This window comes from Trinickia sp. Z7 (assembly GCF_056498045.1).
The window spans coordinates 1-17,673 of record NZ_JAUEQW010000018.1; the positions used below are offsets into that span (position 1 = coordinate 1).

Consider the following 17,673-nt stretch of genomic DNA (forward strand, 5'->3'; position numbering starts at 1 on the left):
GATGATCCTGCGCAAGCTGCGGCTTTTTTACGCCCTGATTCTCGTCGCTTTGCTTGGCTTCGAAACCGCTACGCCGTCGGCAGCGTGAACTCATTTGCCGAGCAAAATGAATTGTTCAGGGCCGACTGGTTAACCGGAACTTTCATCGATGGCAGGCAGGGCAATGAAAGACTGTGATTCTACTGACGTGCGATCCTTAAGAGCGAATTCGACTGGGGCGGTCGCTGTCCACGATGAAGGATTGCTACGCCGGGGCCCGAAGGTCGCGCTGTTTGCGACAGATTGATAGCCTCAAATCTTGCGATGGGCCAGCTGATGGGCTGAAATAGAAAAAGCCCCGCAAGTCATTGACTGTACAGGGCTTTCTTCAAAATTCTGGCGGAAAGGGTGGGATTCGAACCCACGGTACGGTATAACCGTACACCGGATTTCGAGTCCGGCGCATTCGACCACTCTGCCACCTTTCCGACTTCTCGAATCGGGTTGCCCCGCCTTCGCTTCGCCAACTTGGTCACGTTTGGCGAAGCGAAGATTATAGGATACTCGTCACGACATTCCAAGCTTTTTTTGCACGCGGAAGCAGGCCCGGAACGCGGCAGCGCTCGTCAAGCCGCAGCGTCGCGTTCGAGCCGCTCCACGCCGCCCATATACGGGCGTAGCACAGCAGGCACCGTCACCGAGCCGTCCGCGTTCTGGAAGTTCTCCAGCACGGCCACGAGCGTGCGGCCGACCGCCAGCCCCGAGCCATTCAACGTATGCACGAGCTCCGGCTTGCCCTGCGCGTTGCGATAGCGCGCCTGCATCCGCCGCGCCTGAAACGCCTCGGTGTTCGAGCAACTGGAAATCTCGCGGTAAGTTTTCTGCGCCGGCAGCCACACTTCCAGGTCGTACGTCTTGGCCGCGGTGAACCCCATATCGCCCGTGCACAGCGTAATCACCCGGTAGGGCAACTCGAGCTTCTGCAAAATCGCTTCCGCATGCCCGACCATCTGCTCGAGCGTGTCATACGACGCCTCCGGCGCCACGACCTGCACCATCTCGACTTTGTCGAACTGATGCTGGCGAATCATCCCGCGCGTATCGCGACCGTAAGCCCCCGCTTCCGAACGGAAACAGGGCGAATGCGCCGTCAACTTGATCGGCAGCGCCGCGCCGTCGACGATGCTCTCGCGCACCGTGTTCGTCAGCGGGATTTCCGAAGTGGAAATCAAATACTGCGTCACCACGTTCTCGCCGCCGCCCTTCTCCACACGGAACATATCGTCGGCGAACTTCGGCAGTTGGCCCGTGCCGTACAGAATCTCCGGGTTCACGATGTACGGCGAATACACCTCGGTATAGCCGTGTTGCTGCGTATGCGTGTCGAGCATGAACTGCGCCAATGCGCGATGCAGCCGCGCCATCGCACCGCGCAGCATCGTGAAGCGCGCGCCCGCGAGCTTTGCGCCCGTCTCGAAATCGAGCCCGAGCGGCGTACCGACATCGACGTGATCCTTCACCTCGAAATCGAATTGGCGCGGCGTGCCCCAACGCCGCACTTCGACGTTGTCCTTCTCGTCTTCGCCGGCAGGCACGCTTTCGTGCGGCAAATTCGGCATCTCGAGCATCAGCTTCGACAACCGCGCTTGCACGTCGTCGAGCTGCGCGGCGGACGCTTTCATCTCGTCGCCAATGCCGCTCACTTCGGCCATCACCGCCGTCGTGTCTTCGCCGCGCCCCTTCATTGCGCCGATCTGCTTCGACAAGCTGTTGCGCCGCGATTGCAGTTCTTCGGTACGGGTTTGGATGTCGCGGCGTTCGGCTTCGAGCTTGGAGAACGCAGCCACGTCGAGCGTGTAGCCGCGAGCGGCGAGGCGCTTTGCGACGCCGTCGAGATCTTTGCGCAGCAACTGAATGTCGAGCATGTTGAATGCGAGTCGTATCGTGAGTGAAGTCGCGATTTTAACGCACCGGCCAGCCGCGCCGCGCGGCCGCCCGAACAATCCGTCGCCGGCAACGAACGCGCAATGAACTCGCAGCGCCCGCGCAGTCAGTCGCCCTTCGCCTTGTGCTCGCGCAGCCACGCCGCGTCGAGGTCGGCCAAACGCGCGAGCTTCTCGCCGATCTTGCCCTCGAGCCCGCGCGGCGTCGGCTGGTACCAGCGCGGCTCGCGCATGCCGTCGGGCAGATAGGTTTCGCCCGCCGCGTAGGCGTCGGGCTCGTCGTGCGCGTAGCGATACTCGTGGCCGTAGCCGAGTTCTTTCATGAGCTTCGTGGGCGCGTTGCGCAAATGCACGGGCACGCCTCGCGATCGGTCCTTGCCGACGAAGCGGCGCGCTTCGTTATAGGCGACGTACCCCGCGTTGGACTTCGGAGCCACGGCCAAGTAAATCAGCGCCTGCGCCAACGCAAGCTCGCCCTCGGGCGTGCCGAGGCGCTCGTAGGTTTCGGCGGCATCGAGTGCGATACGCGGCGCGCGCGGATCGGCAAGGCCGATGTCCTCCCACGCCATCCGCACGATGCGGCGCGCCAAATAGCGCGGATCGGCCCCGCCGTCCAGCATGCGGCAGAACCAATAAAGCGCGCCGTCGGGATTGCTGCCTCGCACCGATTTGTGCAGCGCGCTGATTTGGTCATAGAACGCGTCGCCGCCCTTATCGAAGCGGCGCAGATTCTCCGTGAGCGCCGTCGCGATCAACTCGCCGTCGATGCGCTGCGCCTTCTGCGCCGCGGCCGCGCGCGCGACGATCTCGATGTTGTTGAGCAGCTTGCGGCCGTCGCCGTCGGCCGAGCCGATCAGCGCGTCTTTCGCCTCGTCGGTCATCTCCACGGCGCCGAGCGCCGCGAGCGCCCGCTCGAGCAGCTCGCGCAAGTCGTCGTCATCCAAGCTCTTGAGCACATAGACCGCCGCTCGCGACAACAACGCACTATTCACTTCGAAGGAAGGGTTTTCCGTCGTCGCACCGATGAAGACGAACAACCCCGACTCCACGTGCGGCAAGAACGCGTCCTGCTGGCTCTTGTTGAAGCGATGCACTTCATCGACGAACACGAGCGTCCGGCGCCCGTGCGCGCGATGGTTCTGTGCGACTTCGACGGCCTCGCGAATATCCTTGACGCCCGAAAGCACGGCCGACAATGCGATGAACTCGGCGTCGAACGCATGCGCCATCAGCCGCGCGAGCGTCGTCTTGCCGACGCCGGGCGGGCCCCACAAGATCATCGAATGCGGCTCGCCCGATTCGAATGCCACGCGTAGCGGCTTCATCGGCCCGAGCAAATGCTTTTGGCCGATGACCTCGTCGATCGTGGTGGGCCGCAGCCGCTCGGCGAGCGGCATGCCGGCACGGGTCTCTTCAAACATGAGTCAGTCCGGGTCGTAACGGCGGTGACGGCGGCAACAACGATTCGGGCACAGCCGCGCCCGGCCGGAAAAACCGACCGGCCTCGCGGGCATGCGCTAGCCGTTGATCACATCGGCGCCCTTGGGCACCGTGAACTTGAACGCGCCGGGCTTGAGGGCCGGGTTTTTTTGAATGTTCGAGAACGTGAGCAGCGTCACGTTGCCGAAGACATCGTGCAGCTCCATCGCCTCGAGATTGCCGTCGCGAAAGCCAATGCCCACCCGCTCGAACTGCGTATCGCGCGATTTCGGGATCAACTCGAGCCAGTCGATGCCTTCTTTCACACCGGCATCGCGCAGCGTGAAGTTCTTTTCGAGATCGTTGCTGCCGAACAAGATCGCAGCGGGGCTCGCCCCCAGTGCGCCGCCGAGCTTGCGCACCGTGACTTGGTTCAAATCCTTGTCATAGACGTACAGATTGTCGCCGTCGGCTTGCAACACTTGTTCGTACGGCTTCTCGTACGACCAGATGAACTTGCCTGGGCGCGCGAACACGAACGTGCCGCTCGAAGTGCCGCCGAGCGTGGGCACCACCGAGCCGCCGCTCGCCGCCGCGTTCTTGGCCGGCGCCTTGACTTCGCGCTGGACGAAGTCGCCGCGCGCCGCATGCACCTGCGCCACGAACGCCTTCAGTTGCGCGGTGCCGCTCGCCCATGCAGCAGGAGCGAACGCCACGACCGCGACGCCGAGCGCCGCCGCCCGCAAGCTGCGCACGAGGGCGCGCCGCACGCCGCCGCCCCGATCGACGCGGTGCGCGAGCGAGCGAAGCGCCGGCAAATGGGCGCCAAGGCGGGAAGAAAACTGCTTCGGATTCAACATGACTCTCCGTGATGGGTCGGAAAACGCGCGATGTCCGGACGGCTGGCGGCGAGGCGCCTGCCCAAGCCCGGGTCAATCGACATCGCGCGACGGGACCAGAATTTCGCGATTGCCGTTCGACGACATCGCCGAAACCAGCCCCGATTGCTCCATTTGCTCGAGCAGCCGAGCCGCCCGGTTGTAGCCGATGCGCAAATGCCGCTGCACGAGCGAAATCGATGCGCGCTTGTTCTTGACGACCACCTCGACGGCTTGGTCGTACAGCGGGTCCGACTCGCCGCCGGCTTGGCCGCCGCTCGCCGCCGAGCCCTCGTCGCCTTCACCGGCAAGACCGCCTTCGAGCAGCCCTTCGATGTAATTGGGCTCCCCATGCTCCTTGAGCTTTTGGACGACGCGGTGCACTTCGTCGTCGGAGACGAACGCGCCATGCACGCGAACCGGCAGCCCGCTGCCGGGTGGCAGATACAGCATGTCGCCCATGCCGAGCAGCGATTCGGCGCCCTGCTGATCGAGAATCGTGCGCGAATCGATCTTCGAGGAAACCTGGAACGCCATGCGCGTCGGCACGTTCGCCTTGATGAGCCCCGTGATGACGTCGACCGACGGTCGCTGCGTGGCAAGGATCAAGTGGATGCCCGCCGCACGCGCCTTTTGTGCGATCCGCGCGATCAGCTCTTCCACTTTCTTGCCGACCACCATCATCAAGTCGGCCAGCTCGTCGATCACCACGACGATATGCGGCAAGCGCGTGAGCGGCTCGGGCGCATCGGGCGTCAAGCTGAACGGATTGGGCAGCTTCTCGTCGCGCTTGGCCGCTTCGTCGATCTTGTGGTTGTAGCCCGCCAAGTTGCGCACGCCAAGCTTGCTCATGAGCTTGTAGCGCCGCTCCATTTCCGCGACCGCCCAGTTCAGCGCGTGCCCGGCCTGGCGCATGTCGGTCACGACGGGACACAGCAGATGCGGAATGCCTTCGTACACGCTCATTTCGAGCATCTTCGGATCGATGAGGATCATGCGCACGTCCTCGGCGCTCGCCTTGTAGAGTAGCGAGAGAATCATCGCGTTGATGCCGACCGACTTGCCCGAGCCCGTCGTACCGGCAACGAGCAAGTGCGGCATCTTTGCCAGATCGGCGCAGACCGGATTGCCGCCGATGTCCTTGCCCAAGCCCATCGTGAGCTTCGAGGACGCATCGGCATACACCTCGGAGCCGAGGATTTCCGACAGGCGCACCGTCTGACGTCGCTGGTTCGGCAATTCGAGCGCCATGTAATTCTTGCCCGGAATCGTCTCCACGACGCGAATCGAGACGAGCGAGAGCGAGCGTGCGAGGTCCTTGGCCAGATTGACGATCTGGCTGCCCTTGACGCCCGTGGCCGGCTCGATTTCGTAGCGCGTGACGACCGGCCCCGGATAGGCCGCGACCACGCTCACGTCCACGCCGAAATCCTTGAGCTTTTTCTCGATCAGGCGCGAGGTGAACTCGAGCGTATCGGCGGAAATCGTCTCCTGCGCGGGCGGCGCCGGGTCGAGCAAGGCGATCGGCGGCAGCGTCGAATCGCCGGGCAGATCGACGAACAGGGGAACCTGCTTTTCCTTTTCGACGCGCTCGGATTTGGGCGGCGACGTGACGGGCGGCACGATCGTCACGGGTTCGTGCTCATCCAACCGGAAGCGGCTTTGCTCGATCTTGCCTTCGCGCTTGACCGCCGCGGCTTCGCCGAGCTTGCGGTCACGCCCTGCCTCGCGCCTGAGCTTGGCCAGGGTGACGGCCGAGATGATCGAATCGCCGACACGCTCGGCCACGGACAGCCAGGAAAAGCGGAAATAGAGCGACAAGCCGATCGCAAGCGCGAGCAACAGCGCGAGCGTGCCGCCGGTGAAGCCGAGCGCGTGCGAGGTCGCGCGCGCCACGGCGTCGCCGACGATGCCGCCCGGCGTCCGCGGCAGCGGGACCCGCAGCGACCACATGCGCAGCGCCTCGATGCCGTCGCAGGCGAGCAGCACGACCACGAACGACACGGCATCGGCAATCCAGGCGCCGTCGCGCGGCGCGTCCTCTTGCGCCGCGCCGTGGCGATTCAGGCGCCGATAGTTGGCGGCGATGCGGCGCGCGAGCAACACGACCCACCAGTACGCCGACAAACCGAACAACAGCAGCAGGATGTCGGAGGTCCACGCGCCGACACGCCCCGCCCAGTTGGCGATGCGGTCGACTTGCGCGGCATGCGTCCAGCTCGGGTCGTGGCGGCTGTAGCTGACGAGCGCCATCACGAGGAACACGCACAGCGCGACCTGCAAGATCCAGCGAATTTCGGTGAAAAGGCGCGACATGCGATGCGGCAAGGCTTGCGCAGGCGCCGAATAAGGAGCTTTGGCCATGAATCCGTAGCAGCGTGGCGGGAACGCCCGCCATGAGGTCGATGCGGGCTATTGTAAACGCTGCGTCGAGACGCCGGCTGTAAATGACGGTAACCGTCTCAGGGCGTGCAAAACGCTATCGCGACGATTGACCGCGCCTTCAGCGCCGGGCTGCGCGGCCCTTTATAATCACGCGAGTGTGCCCAACTGATACGTTGCGGCGCGGCGCGGCCGCTCGACGGCTTCGCGGCCGCGCCGCCGGGCAGCCCTTCATGCCGCAATTCTTCTCACGGAACGAACAACCATGTCCACGCGCAAACACGCCAAAGTGCTCATTCTCGGTTCCGGCCCAGCCGGCTACACGGCCGCCGTCTACGCCGCGCGCGCGAACCTGTCTCCCGTGCTCGTGACGGGCCTCGCCCAAGGCGGGCAACTGATGACGACCACCGACGTGGAGAACTGGCCCGCCGATGCGAACGGCGTCCAAGGCCCCGAACTGATGCAGCGGTTCCTCGAGCACGCCGAACGCTTCAATACCGAGATCGTGTTCGACCACATCCATACGGCCAAGCTCGACGAGAAGCCGATTCGGCTGATCGGCGATTCGGGCGAGTACACCTGCGATTCGCTCATCATCGCGACCGGCGCGTCCGCCCAATACTTGGGGCTGCCGTCCGAGGAAGCGTTCATGGGCCGCGGCGTCTCGGCCTGCGCCACCTGCGACGGCTTCTTTTACAAGCAGCAGCACGTGGCCGTCGTCGGCGGCGGCAACACGGCCGTCGAAGAGGCGCTGTATCTGGCCGGCATCGCGAGCAAAGTGACCGTGATCCACCGCCGCGACAAATTCCGCGCCGAGCCGATCCTGATCGACCGTCTGCTCGAAAAGCAGAAGGAAGGCGTGGTCGAGATCAAATGGAATCACGTGCTCGATGAAGTCACGGGCGACGATTCGGGCGTGACGGGCGTGCGCATCAAGCACACGCAAACGGGCGAAACGACCGATGTCGCGCTGCAGGGCCTGTTCGTCGCGATCGGCCACAAGCCGAACACCGATATCTTCGCGGGCCAGCTCGAAATGAAGAACGGCTACATCATCACGAACGGCGGGCTCAACGGCAATGCGACCGGCACGAGCGTGCCGGGCGTGTTCGCGGCCGGCGACGTGCAAGATCACGTCTACCGCCAGGCGATCACGAGCGCCGGCACGGGCTGCATGGCGGCGCTCGATGCCCAGCGCTACCTCGAAAGCGTTCACGAACTGCATCAAGATCACGTGATGAGCGCCGAAGCCGATCGTTAAAACAGCCGCCGCCGGCGCCGCTCGCCTCGCCGCCGTGCGCCCTGGCAGTTGAACGAGGGCCGCGGCGCCGAGCCGGCGGCCCTCCTCGCGTGGCCCCGGGCTGTGCCATGCACTACGTTGCATGACGTTGCGTTAGGTTCCATTGCGCGCGCCTAGGCCTGCTCGCACGGCAACCCACATCCGGTCCTGATCCGCATTCGATTTACGCAGCCGTCGTTACCGTCATGTCGAAGAATCGCCCCCGTTCGAGCGAGACCCAGCGTCCCGAGACCGCCCCGCGCGGCTCGAGCCTCTCCGACCTCGCCGCGCTGCGCGACGCGCTCAAGCAAAGCGCCGCCGAACGCGAACGCGAGCGCATCGCCGCAGCCAAAGCGGCGCGCGAAGCGGCGGCCGAAGCCGAGCTGTTTCGCCGCGAAGTGGGCGACGTCGCACCGATCGCGGCCGCGGCCCGCGCCGTTCACGGGCGCAAGCCGCCGCCCGCGCTACCGCTGCAAACGGAACGCGACGAGCAAGCCGTGCTCAGCGAGGCGATCTCCGACGAGTTCGATCCCGAGGTGCTGCTCGATACCGACGAATCGCTGTTCTATTGCCGGCCCGAAATCAGCCACGAGGTCGTGCGCAAATTGCGGCGCGGGCACTGGATCGTGCAAGCGCAATTGGACTTGCACGGCATGCGGCGCGAGCAAGCGCGCGAGGCGCTGGCCGAATTCATTCGCGAAAGCGTCAAGCACGGCCTTCGTTGCGTGCGCGTGATTCATGGCAAAGGATTGGGCTCGGTCGGCAAGGAGCCCGTGCTCAAGGGGAAGGTGCGCGCGTGGCTCGTGCAGAAAGCCGAAGTCATCGCGTTTTGCCAAGCTCGCGCGCATGACGGCGGCGCCGGCGCGGTGCTCGTCCTGCTGCAGCCGGGGCCGGCCAAGCCCAGCGTTACGCGGGTGCAGCGGGAGCGCGGTAGTGCATCCTAGACTCACTTTCGCGCTCGCCATCATCGAGGGCCTCGCGATCCTCGCGTATGCTTTCTCCGGCTTCATCGAAGCACGCAAGCGCCGGCTCGACGCCGTCGGGACCTTCCTCGTCGCGCTGGCGACGGCCTTCGGCGGCGGCACCGTGCGCGACGTGCTGCTACAGCGGCGGCCGTTTTATTGGGTCGAACACCAAAATTACGTCATTCTGATTTTCGTGCTGTCGCTGTTCTCGCCGATCGTGCTGCGCATGGCCTCGCGCGTGTTCAACGAGCGCGCGTTGCTGGTCGCGGACGCCATCGGCCTCGGTCTGTTCAGCATTTCCGGCACCTCGATCGCGCTCGATGCGAGCATGCCGCCGTTCATCGCCGTCATGATGGGCGTCGTGACCGGCGTATTCGGCGGCATTATTCGCGATGTCGTCTGCAACGAGGTGCCGCTGCTGCTGCGCGACTCGCGCCCGTATGCGACTTGCGCGTTCGCCGGATGCTGGATTTATCTGCTGCTCGACCATCTGCAGGTCGATTCGGTCTACAGCGTCATCGCCGCCACCGGCTTCATCCTCATCGCTCGGCTCGTCACGTTCAAGCTCGACGTGCGCCTGCCGCATTGACGCCTCGCCCGCTCGCGCCGTGCAGAGCGCGAGCGTAACGCCCGCGCGAGCATCGATCGATGCGCTCAGGCGGCGGGCTATTGCGCCGTCACCTTCACCGCCACTTCCACCGTATGCGCCCCGCCGCCAAGGATGATGCCGCGCAACAGCGAGACATCGCTGTAATCGCGCCCCGTGGCCAAGGTGACGTGGTCGAGGTCGGCCAGCACGTCGTTGGTGGGATCGAGATCGACCCAGCCCACGCCGGGGCAAAAAACCGATACCCAGGCATGCGAGGCATCGGCGCCGATGAGTCGCGGCGCGCCAGCCGGCGGCAGCGTACGCAGATAGCCGCTGACATAGCGCGCCGCCAATCCGAGAGAGCGCAAGCAACCGATCATCACCTGCGCAAAGTCTTGGCACACGCCTTGGCGCATGGCGAACGCGTCCAGCGCCGGCGTATCGAATGCGGTCGTCTGCGGCTGGTAGGCGAAGTCGGCATGAATCCGATGCATGAGATCGATCGCGCCCGCAACGAGCGGCACGCCAGGCGCGAAGCTCGGCAATGCATACGTGCGCAACTGCGGCGCCAGCGCGATATTCGGCGAAGCGAAAACGAACTCGCTCTCGGGCCGATAGATACCGCCTGCGCGATAGCGCAGGTCAGCGGCAACGTCGTTCCATGAAGGCGTCGCACCCGGCTCGAGGCCGCCCCAGCGAGGGGTCAACACGACCGTCGTCTCGCTCGTCACGAGCAAGCTATCGTGCGCCGAATCGAACGAAAAGTAGCGCACTTCGTTGTCGAACGCGTCGATGCGCGCGCTTTCGTACGACGGCGCCGGATCGATGCTCACGTGATGTGAGCGCACGCGCTGCCAAGGCCGATCGAGCGGCCGGACCGTCGCGAGATGCAAAGCCGTCTCGACGGGGGTCGAGTAGCGATAAGTCGTGGCGTGGGAAACCGACAACGTCACCTCGGCGCTCATGACGAGACCCTCGATGCAAGCGCGTTGTCTGCATGAATGAAATAGCGGGCGCTGATCTCGTTCGCCGCGGCCGTGACATGCGCGGCAAGCTCGTCGCACAGCGCCGCGAGCGCCGCGTGGCGCCCCCTCGCGTCGGTCGCGCACAGGCGCTCGAGCGACGGCAGCGACGAGACAGGCGGCATTGCGTCGCGAAACGGCGGGCGCGGCGGGCCGCCTGCCGCCGCGGCGATCTCGTCGAGCTTTTTGCCGAGCCGCTCGTAGACTCCGTACAACCCGCGCGGATTGGTCGGATCGACGACGACGAGATCGAGCAGCGCCGGCACTTCGAGCCGCCCGGGATAGAGCGAGCGGTAAGTCAGCGTACTGTCGAAGAGTTGCAGCAGCAAATCGAAGCCGGCCGCCGTGGCCAACACGCCGGCGTCGGCCACGACCTGCAGGAATGAAGTCATGCCGATCACGCGCTCGATATGCCGCCCTGCGAACAGCAGCCGCCACGCTTCGTCGCGCACCATGCGGTCGCCCTGCGCCCCGCTGATCGCCGAAAGTTGCATGGCAAGCGTCTCGAGCGCGCTCATCAGCGCGACCCGATCGTACGATTCGTACCGCTCGCCGCGCGCTGCGCCGTCCCCTTCGCCGTGGGCAATCAGGCCGCCGGCGCTGGGCGCTAGCGACAGAGCATGCAGCGTATCGCGAAAGTCGTTGCGCGCGGCCAGAATCGTGCGCCAGTGATCGTTCGAGAGCCGAGCGCGGATCTCACCGCATGCCCGAACCTGGCTCGCAATGGTTCGGCCCACGCTTGCCGTGCCCGAATGTTCGTGCAAACCCGCCGCGAGTGCTCGCTTGAACGCCTGCCGCGTGCTGCGCACGGCCGGATCGCCAGGCGCAATCAGCTCGAAGCGCGCGGCCAGTTCGGCGAGCGTGGCAAGCATGTCCTCGGCGTCATCGTTGTCCAGCGATTCGAGGATCACGCGAGCGAGCCGCACGCTGTTTTCCGCGCGTTCGCAATAGCGCCCCGCCCAAAAAAAGTTTTCGGCGGCTCGGCTCGACACAGTGCGCCGGCGATGGGCGAAATCGCCCGGCTTCATCGGCGAAGGCAGCAGCGAGAAGCTCGGCCCCGGTCTGCTCGACAGCACCCAGGTGTCGACGCTGCTGCCGCCGGACTGCATCGACACGCTCGTTTGCCGCGCCCCGGCCATCCGCGTGAACGCCCCCGGCAACACGCTCCAGCCGCCGGAGACGTCGGCCACCGCATAGACCCGCAGCGAGCATGGCCGGTGGGTCAGCGCCCCGTCCTCGTAGCGGGGCATGCACGAATGCGGCAACGGAGCTTGTATCGTGAACGCGTCGGGCGCAGCTTCGATGCGGGCGCGCCAATCGGCCAGCGCCTGCAGTCCGACGGCAAGCCCCGGCGGCATGTCGGACGATGCCGCATGCGGCAAGCCGGCCCACGTCGGCACGAGCCATCCCTGCGAAAGCCTCGCAAACGCGTCCTCCCGCACGGCCTGTTCACCGCACCACCAACTCGCGACGCTCGGCAACGCCAGCGTCTCGCCGAGCAGCGCATTGGCGATGCCGGGCAAAAACCCATGCAGCGCCGCCGATTCGACGATGCCGGCCCCCGGTGCGTTCGAGACGACGACGTTGCCGGCGCGCATGACTTGCAAGAGGCCCGGCACGCCGATGGTCGAATCGGCGCGCAACTCGACGGGATCGCAAAAGCTGTCGTCGAGCCGGCGCAACAGGCCATGCACGCGCTCCAGGCCTGCCAGCGTTTTCAAGTAGAGCTTGTCCCCGCGCACCGTCAGATCGGAGCCTTCGACCAGCGTCAGGCCCAGATAGCGAGACAGGAATACATGCTCGAAATAAGTCTCGCTGAACGGGCCGGGACTGAGCAAAGCGATGTGCGGCGAGCCGGCTCGCGTGCGTCGCTCGTCCTCGGTCATCGTCGTGCGCGCAGCCTGCGCGAGCGTGGCGATGAGCTGCGAGTAGGACGGGGCGAGGCGCCGCACCCCCAACGACCGAAACGGTCCCGTAAAGAGGCTGGCGACGATGAGCCGGTTCTCCAACGCATAGCCGAGCCCCGAAGGCGCCTGCGTCTTGTGCCCCATCACGGTCCACTCGCCGCCTGGCCCGCGCGCGAGATCGACGCCCACGATCTGCAGATATCGGCCGCCCGGCGGGACGGCGCCTTTCATTGCGCGCAGGTAGCCGGGGTGCCCGAATACGAGCGCCGGCGGCAACAGGCCGCGCTCGAGCAGGGTCTGGGCGCCGTAGATATCGGCGACGAGAGCCTCGAGCAGCCGCGCGCGCTGAGCGACGCCGCGCTCGATCACGGCCCATTCGTCCTCGCCGACGATAAAGGGCAGCACATCGAGCGCCCACGGCCGCGGCTCGCCGTTATCGGCGTAAGCGTTGTAGGTGATGTCGTTGTCGCGGATTTGCCGGGCGACCGCCGTCGCGGCGTGCTCGAGTCCTGCCACGCCCTCTTCGCCGAGCAGACCGAAGAACCGCCGCCACGGTGCGCGCAGCATCCCCGCGCCATCGCGCATCTCGTCCCAATGTCCCGCGCGCGGCGGGACATCGCACAAACGCGCGAGGACATTGTTGACGTCACCTGCGACATCGAACGGCAAAATCGATTGGAAAGGCAAATTGCTCTCTGGCTTCGGTCAGTCGTCGAACCCGGCCCGCCGCAGATCGAGCGTGAAAGGCATCTCGAGGCTGCGCTCGCGCGTTTTCACCGAAATCGGCCCGGGCGTATGGCCGATCGTGAGAAAACGCGCGCGCTGCCGGCTCTGTGCTTCATAGGCGTTGACGGGAAACGTCTGATAATTGCGTCCGCCCGGATGGGCGACATGATACTGGCATCCGCCCAGAGAGCGCCCGGCCCAATTGTCGATCAGATCGAAGGTGAGCGGCGCATGCGAGCCGATGGTCGGATGCAGCGAGGCCGCCGGCTGCCACGCACGGTAGCGCACGCCCGCCACGTACTCGCTCGTGCGGCCCGTCGGCTGCAGCGGTAGCGGCACGCCATTGACCGTCACCGTATGGCGGTTTCCGTTCAGGCCGAGCGCGCGCACCTCGATCCGCTCGAGCGACGAATCCACGAAACGCACGGTGCCGCCGGGCGCCCCTTCTTCGCCCATGACGTGCCACGGCTCGAGCGCATGGCGCAGGGTCAGCGCGACGCCGCTCGCGTCGAATTCGCCGACGAGCGGAAAGCGGAACTCGAAATGCGGCGCGAACCAAGCGCGCTCGAATGCATAGCCGGCAGCCCGCAACTCGGCCAGCACATCGTCGAAGTCCATCTGCACGAAAACGCCGAGCATGAAGCGATCATGCAATTCGGCGCCCCAGCGCGTGAGCCGCGTCGTATACGGCGTGCGCCAGAAACGCGCCACGAGCGCGCGCAGCAACAGTTGCTGCGCCAAACTCATGCGCGCATGCGGAGGCATCTCGAACCCGCGCAACTCGAGCAACCCGAGCCGGCCTGCCGGCCCATCGGGCGAATAAAGTTTGTCGATGCAAAATTCGGCGCGATGCGTATTGCCCGTCACATCGATCAGAATGTTGCGCAGCGTTCGATCGACGAGCCAGGGCGGCACCTGTTGCCCGCCGTGGCCGAACGCCGCAAGCCGATCGAGCTGACGCTGCAGTTCGCGAAAGGCAATTTCGAGTTCGTAGACTTGATCGTTGCGCGCTTCGTCCACGCGGGGCGCTTGACTCGTCGGGCCGATGAAGAGCCCGGAGAACAAGTACGACAGCGACGGATGATTGTGCCAATAGGCGATGAGGCTCGCGAGCAGATCCGGCCGGCGCAAAAACGGGCTGTCGGCCGGCGTCGCCGCGCCTAGGACCATATGATTGCCGCCGCCTGTGCCGGTATGGCGGCCGTCGAGCATGAACTTCTCCGGGCCGAGATACGATTCGTGCGCGGCGCGATAGAGAAACTCGGTGTGCTCGACGAGTTCGCCCCAGCTTGCGGCCGGATGGATATTGACTTCCACCACGCCCGGATCGGGGGTCACCTGAAGCATTTTCAAGCGGGCGTCGCGCGGCGGCGGATAGCCTTCGAGCACGACCTCGAAGCCGAGGTCGGTCGCCGTCGCCTCGACCGCCGCCAGCAAGTCCAGGTAATCGTCGAGCGCGGCAAGCGGCGGCATGAATACGTACAGCGCGCCGCCCTGGCGTCCGGCTGCCGCCGCGTCGGCTTCGGCCTGCGGCCCGGCCGCACGCGACGGATCGCGCACTTCCACGCACAGCGCCGTGCGCCGCAACCACGAGGCCGACTCGCCGCGCTCGGGCGTACGCGCATCGGACGTGGCGCCATCCGAGCGTTCCGCTCGCGGCGCATCGGCGCGCCCGCTTGCCGCGCGATCCGCCCATGCCTCGCCGTTGCCGTTGTCATCGCCGTCGCGAGCAGCGGCGTGCGGCGCGTACTGGGCGCGCAACTGCGCCGCGCCGCGCACGGTCGACGCCGGCCCGAACGGATCGTGCTCATGCAGCCACGGGTAATCGGCAGCGCTCACCCAAGGCAACGAATCGAGCGGCAAACGATAGCCCATCGGCGAATCGCCCGGCATCAAGTACATGCGCTCGTCGCGAAAAAACCAGGGCCCCGTGACCCAACGCGGCCCCGCGAGCGTCGCCGCCGTGTCGCGTTCGCGTGCGAGCGGCAGCGCGAAGCCGGTCGGCGCCGAGAGCCCGGCGTCGAAGACGCGCCGCAGCCGCACCCGCTCCAACTCGTCGTCCAGACGGGAGTCGAACGGGTCGACGTTGACGGGCAAGCGCCGCTCTCGCCACAGGTAGTACCAGACGTCTTCATAACCGGGCCGGATATGACCGTCGTCGAGCGCGAGCGTGGCCGCGAGGCGGCGAATGAAGCGCTCGGCATCGGCCGACGTGTAGTCCATCGGCTCTCGTTCATCGGCAAAGCGCGCCGGGTCCTGCCAGCACGGCTCCCCATCGGCGCGCCAAAACAGCGACAGCGCCCAGCGTGGCAATTGCTCGCCGGGATACCACTTGCCCTGCCCTACGTGCAGGAACCCGTTCGCGCCATAGCGTGCCCGCAGCTTATCCATGAGCGAAACAGCATAGCCGCGCTTGGTGGGTCCGAGCGCATCGGTGTTCCATTCCGCCGCGTCGCGATCCCGCACCGAAACGAACGTGGGCTCGCCCCCCATCGTGAGACGCACGTCCATCGATTGAAGATCGGCGTCGACGCATGCACCCATGCGCTGGATCTCGCCCCATAACGCATCATCGTATGGCTTGGTCACGCGCGGCGTCTCGAGCACGCGCGTGATCGACATCTCATGGGCGAACTCGACCTCGCACTCATCCAGGGCGCCCGACACCGGCGCCGCGCTGCCGGGCCGCGGCGTGCAAGCGACGGGGATATGGCCTTCGCCGGCAAGCAACCCCGACGTGGGATCGAACCCGATCCAACCCGCCCCGGGCAGATACACCTCGCACCACGCGTGCAGGTCGGTGAAGTCCACCTCGGCGCCGGACGGGCCATCGAGCGCTTTTTCGTCCGCAGCGAGTTGCAGCAGATAGCCGGACACGAAGCGCGCGGCCAACCCGAGGTGGCGCAGCGTTTCCACGAGCAACCAGCCCGTGTCGCGACAGGAGCCCGAGCGCTTCTCGAGCGTTTCCTCGGGTGTTTGCACCCCAGGCTCCATGCGGATCAAATAGCCGATCTCACGCGCGAGCCGTTGATTGAGCGCCACGAGAAAATCGACCGTGCCGCAAGGCTTGCGATCGATGCTTTCGACGAAGGCGGCAAAGCGCGGCGTCGGCTCGGCGGCTCGCTCGAGATACGGCGCGAGTTCGGCCGCAAGCGCCGGAGCGTACTCGAACGGGAAGGTCTCGGCCTCGGGTTCGAGGAAGAAATCGAACGGGTTGTAGACCGCCATCTCGGCCACGAGGTCCACCGTGATGCGAAACTCGCGCGTGGGCTCGGGAAATACGAGGCGTGCCTGGTAGTTCGCAAAGGCATCCTGCTGCCAATTGACGAAGTGATTCGCCGGTTCGACGCGCATCGAATAGGTGAGGATGGGCGTGCGGCAGTGCGGCGCGGGCCGCAATCTGACCACTTGCGGTCCGAGCGTCGCCAAGCGGTCATAACGGTACTGCGTGACATGATTTAACGCGACACGGATCGACACGTGTGAACCTCGACGAGATGACCGGAACGATTCGACCCGCAACGGTCATGCCGCATGCGGATGGATCTGCGATTGCGATTGCGTTTGAGATTGCGAAGAGGACGACGACGATTGCGACTGGCTTTGGGATTGCTCGGGCGTCGGTTCCGGGGCGAGCGGCACCAGAAAGTCACGGCTGATGCAGCTGCCTAGCTCGTTGATGCGCGCGAGGAAATCGGTGAGCCACAGATGCAGGCCTTCGCGCAAAATGTCGGCGATGTGCGCCGCGCGCACGTCGGCGTGCAAGCGGGCAGCCATGGCTTCGGCCTGCGCCGAGCGCGGGTTGCGCACGTGGCCGATGATCTGCCGGAGTTCGTCCAGATTGGCGGCGAGCGAGCGCGGCCAATCGGCGAACAGAATCAGCAAGTGAGCGACGCGCTCGGGCATGATCACATCGCGATAAACCTTGCGATAGACCTCGAAACCCGACACCGAGCGCAACACCGCGGCCCAGTGATAGTAATCGAGCGATTGTGCGAGCGGCTGCGCCGATGCACCGCCGCGCTGCTCGAGCATCTCATACTTGACGTCCAGAATGCGCGCCGTGTTGTCGGCTCGCTCGAGAAAGGTGCCGAGCCGCATGAAGTAAAACGCTTCGTCGCGCACCATCGTGCCGAGTTGCACGCCGCGCGACAGATGCGAGCGGAACTTGACCCATTCGAAGAACTCGCCCGGATCGCGCTCGAGCACGCCTTCGGCAAGCATGCGCTGCGCATCGAGCCAGGTCGTGTTCAGCGTTTCCCACAGATCGGTCGTGATCGAGCCGCGCACGGCGCGCGCGTTCTCGCGCGCTGCCCGCAAGCAATTGACGATCGACGAAAGATTGTCGCGATCGCTCGACATGAACGCGATCACGTCGCGGCTCGTCAGGTTTGGATGCGCAGCCGTGTAGACACCGGTGAGTTCCGATATCGACAGCATCGCTCTCCAGCCGAGCGCCGCGTATTCTTCCGATTGCGGCACGAGCGCGAGTTGATAGTTCGCGTCGAGCATGCGCGCCGTATTCTCGGCGCGCTCGGTGTAGCGAGCCATCCAGAAGAGATGATCGGCGGTGCGGCTTAGCAT

The 17,673-nt window shown here is 65.5% G+C and carries 11 protein-coding genes and 1 tRNA gene; 3 read left to right on the plus strand and 9 right to left on the minus strand.

The annotated features are described in order from the left end of the window. Positions 1-376: 376 nt before the first annotated feature. The 5 genes from QQS38_RS22715 to QQS38_RS22735 form a co-directional block, all read right to left on the minus strand. Positions 377-467: transfer RNA gene (locus QQS38_RS22715), tRNA-Ser, on the minus strand. 138 nt (positions 468-605) lie between these two features. Then, a complete protein-coding gene (gene serS, locus QQS38_RS22720; RefSeq protein WP_479647606.1) occupies positions 606-1,904 on the minus strand; it encodes a serine--tRNA ligase in 1,299 nt (432 codons plus the stop codon). A gap of 125 nt (positions 1,905-2,029) precedes the next feature. Continuing rightward, positions 2,030-3,343: a replication-associated recombination protein A gene (locus QQS38_RS22725; RefSeq protein ID WP_479647607.1), complete on the minus strand. Its 1,314-nt coding sequence runs from the start codon at positions 3,341-3,343 to the stop codon at positions 2,030-2,032. A 96-nt stretch (positions 3,344-3,439) separates the two neighbouring features. Then, the gene (gene lolA / locus QQS38_RS22730; protein ID WP_479647608.1) at positions 3,440-4,201 is read right to left on the minus strand and encodes an outer membrane lipoprotein chaperone LolA; all 762 of its coding nucleotides are present in this window, start codon (positions 4,199-4,201) and stop codon (positions 3,440-3,442) included. A 72-nt stretch (positions 4,202-4,273) separates the two neighbouring features. Further along, on the minus strand, positions 4,274-6,583 hold the full coding sequence (locus QQS38_RS22735) for a DNA translocase FtsK (protein WP_479647609.1): 2,310 nt from the start codon (positions 6,581-6,583) through the stop codon (positions 4,274-4,276). A 283-nt stretch (positions 6,584-6,866) separates the two neighbouring features. On the opposite strand from QQS38_RS22735, the gene trxB reads away from it, so the two are divergent. From trxB to QQS38_RS22750, 3 genes are all read left to right on the plus strand, one after another. Further along, entirely contained in the window at positions 6,867-7,862 is a 996-nt protein-coding gene (trxB, locus tag QQS38_RS22740) for a thioredoxin-disulfide reductase (RefSeq protein ID WP_479647610.1), read from the plus strand. 224 nt (positions 7,863-8,086) lie between these two features. Then, positions 8,087-8,824, plus strand: coding sequence for a Smr/MutS family protein (locus QQS38_RS22745; protein WP_479647611.1), 738 nt, complete (start codon positions 8,087-8,089; stop codon positions 8,822-8,824). Continuing rightward, complete coding sequence (locus QQS38_RS22750) at positions 8,814-9,434, plus strand: trimeric intracellular cation channel family protein (protein WP_479647612.1); 621 nt, start codon at positions 8,814-8,816, stop codon at positions 9,432-9,434. The genes QQS38_RS22745 and QQS38_RS22750 overlap by 11 nt, the downstream gene beginning before the upstream one ends. Before the next feature lie 77 nt (positions 9,435-9,511). Here the strand turns inward: QQS38_RS22750 and QQS38_RS22755 are convergent, their stop codons facing one another. The 4 genes from QQS38_RS22755 to QQS38_RS22770 are packed head-to-tail and all read right to left on the minus strand — an operon-like array spanning position 9,512 to position 17,673. After that, the gene (locus QQS38_RS22755) at positions 9,512-10,399 is read right to left on the minus strand and encodes a transglutaminase family protein (RefSeq protein WP_479647613.1); all 888 of its coding nucleotides are present in this window, start codon (positions 10,397-10,399) and stop codon (positions 9,512-9,514) included. Next, on the minus strand, positions 10,396-13,050 hold the full coding sequence (locus QQS38_RS22760; protein WP_479647614.1) for a circularly permuted type 2 ATP-grasp protein: 2,655 nt from the start codon (positions 13,048-13,050) through the stop codon (positions 10,396-10,398). Before QQS38_RS22760 ends, QQS38_RS22755 begins: the two co-directional genes overlap by 4 nt. A gap of 18 nt (positions 13,051-13,068) precedes the next feature. Then, complete coding sequence (locus tag QQS38_RS22765; RefSeq protein ID WP_479647615.1) at positions 13,069-16,569, minus strand: transglutaminase family protein; 3,501 nt, start codon at positions 16,567-16,569, stop codon at positions 13,069-13,071. Positions 16,570-16,614: 45 nt separating this feature from the next. Then, positions 16,615-17,673: an alpha-E domain-containing protein gene (locus QQS38_RS22770; protein ID WP_479647616.1), complete on the minus strand. Its 1,059-nt coding sequence runs from the start codon at positions 17,671-17,673 to the stop codon at positions 16,615-16,617.

Bases quoted from the DNA above. Each gene is read 5' to 3' on its own strand.
- serS (WP_479647606.1), bottom strand. From the start codon at position 1,904: ATGCTCGACATTCAGTTGCTGCGCAAAGATCTCGACGGCGTCGCAAAG.
- QQS38_RS22725 (WP_479647607.1), bottom strand. From the start codon at position 3,343: ATGTTTGAAGAGACCCGTGCCGGCATGCCGCTCGCCGAGCGGCTGCGG.
- lolA (WP_479647608.1), bottom strand. From the start codon at position 4,201: ATGTTGAATCCGAAGCAGTTTTCTTCCCGCCTTGGCGCCCATTTGCCG.
- QQS38_RS22735 (WP_479647609.1), bottom strand. From the start codon at position 6,583: ATGGCCAAAGCTCCTTATTCGGCGCCTGCGCAAGCCTTGCCGCATCGC.
- trxB (WP_479647610.1), top strand. From the start codon at position 6,867: ATGTCCACGCGCAAACACGCCAAAGTGCTCATTCTCGGTTCCGGCCCA.
- QQS38_RS22745 (WP_479647611.1), top strand. From the start codon at position 8,087: ATGTCGAAGAATCGCCCCCGTTCGAGCGAGACCCAGCGTCCCGAGACC.
- QQS38_RS22755 (WP_479647613.1), bottom strand. From the start codon at position 10,399: ATGAGCGCCGAGGTGACGTTGTCGGTTTCCCACGCCACGACTTATCGC.
- QQS38_RS22770 (WP_479647616.1), bottom strand. From the start codon at position 17,673: ATGCTAAGCCGCACCGCCGATCATCTCTTCTGGATGGCTCGCTACACC.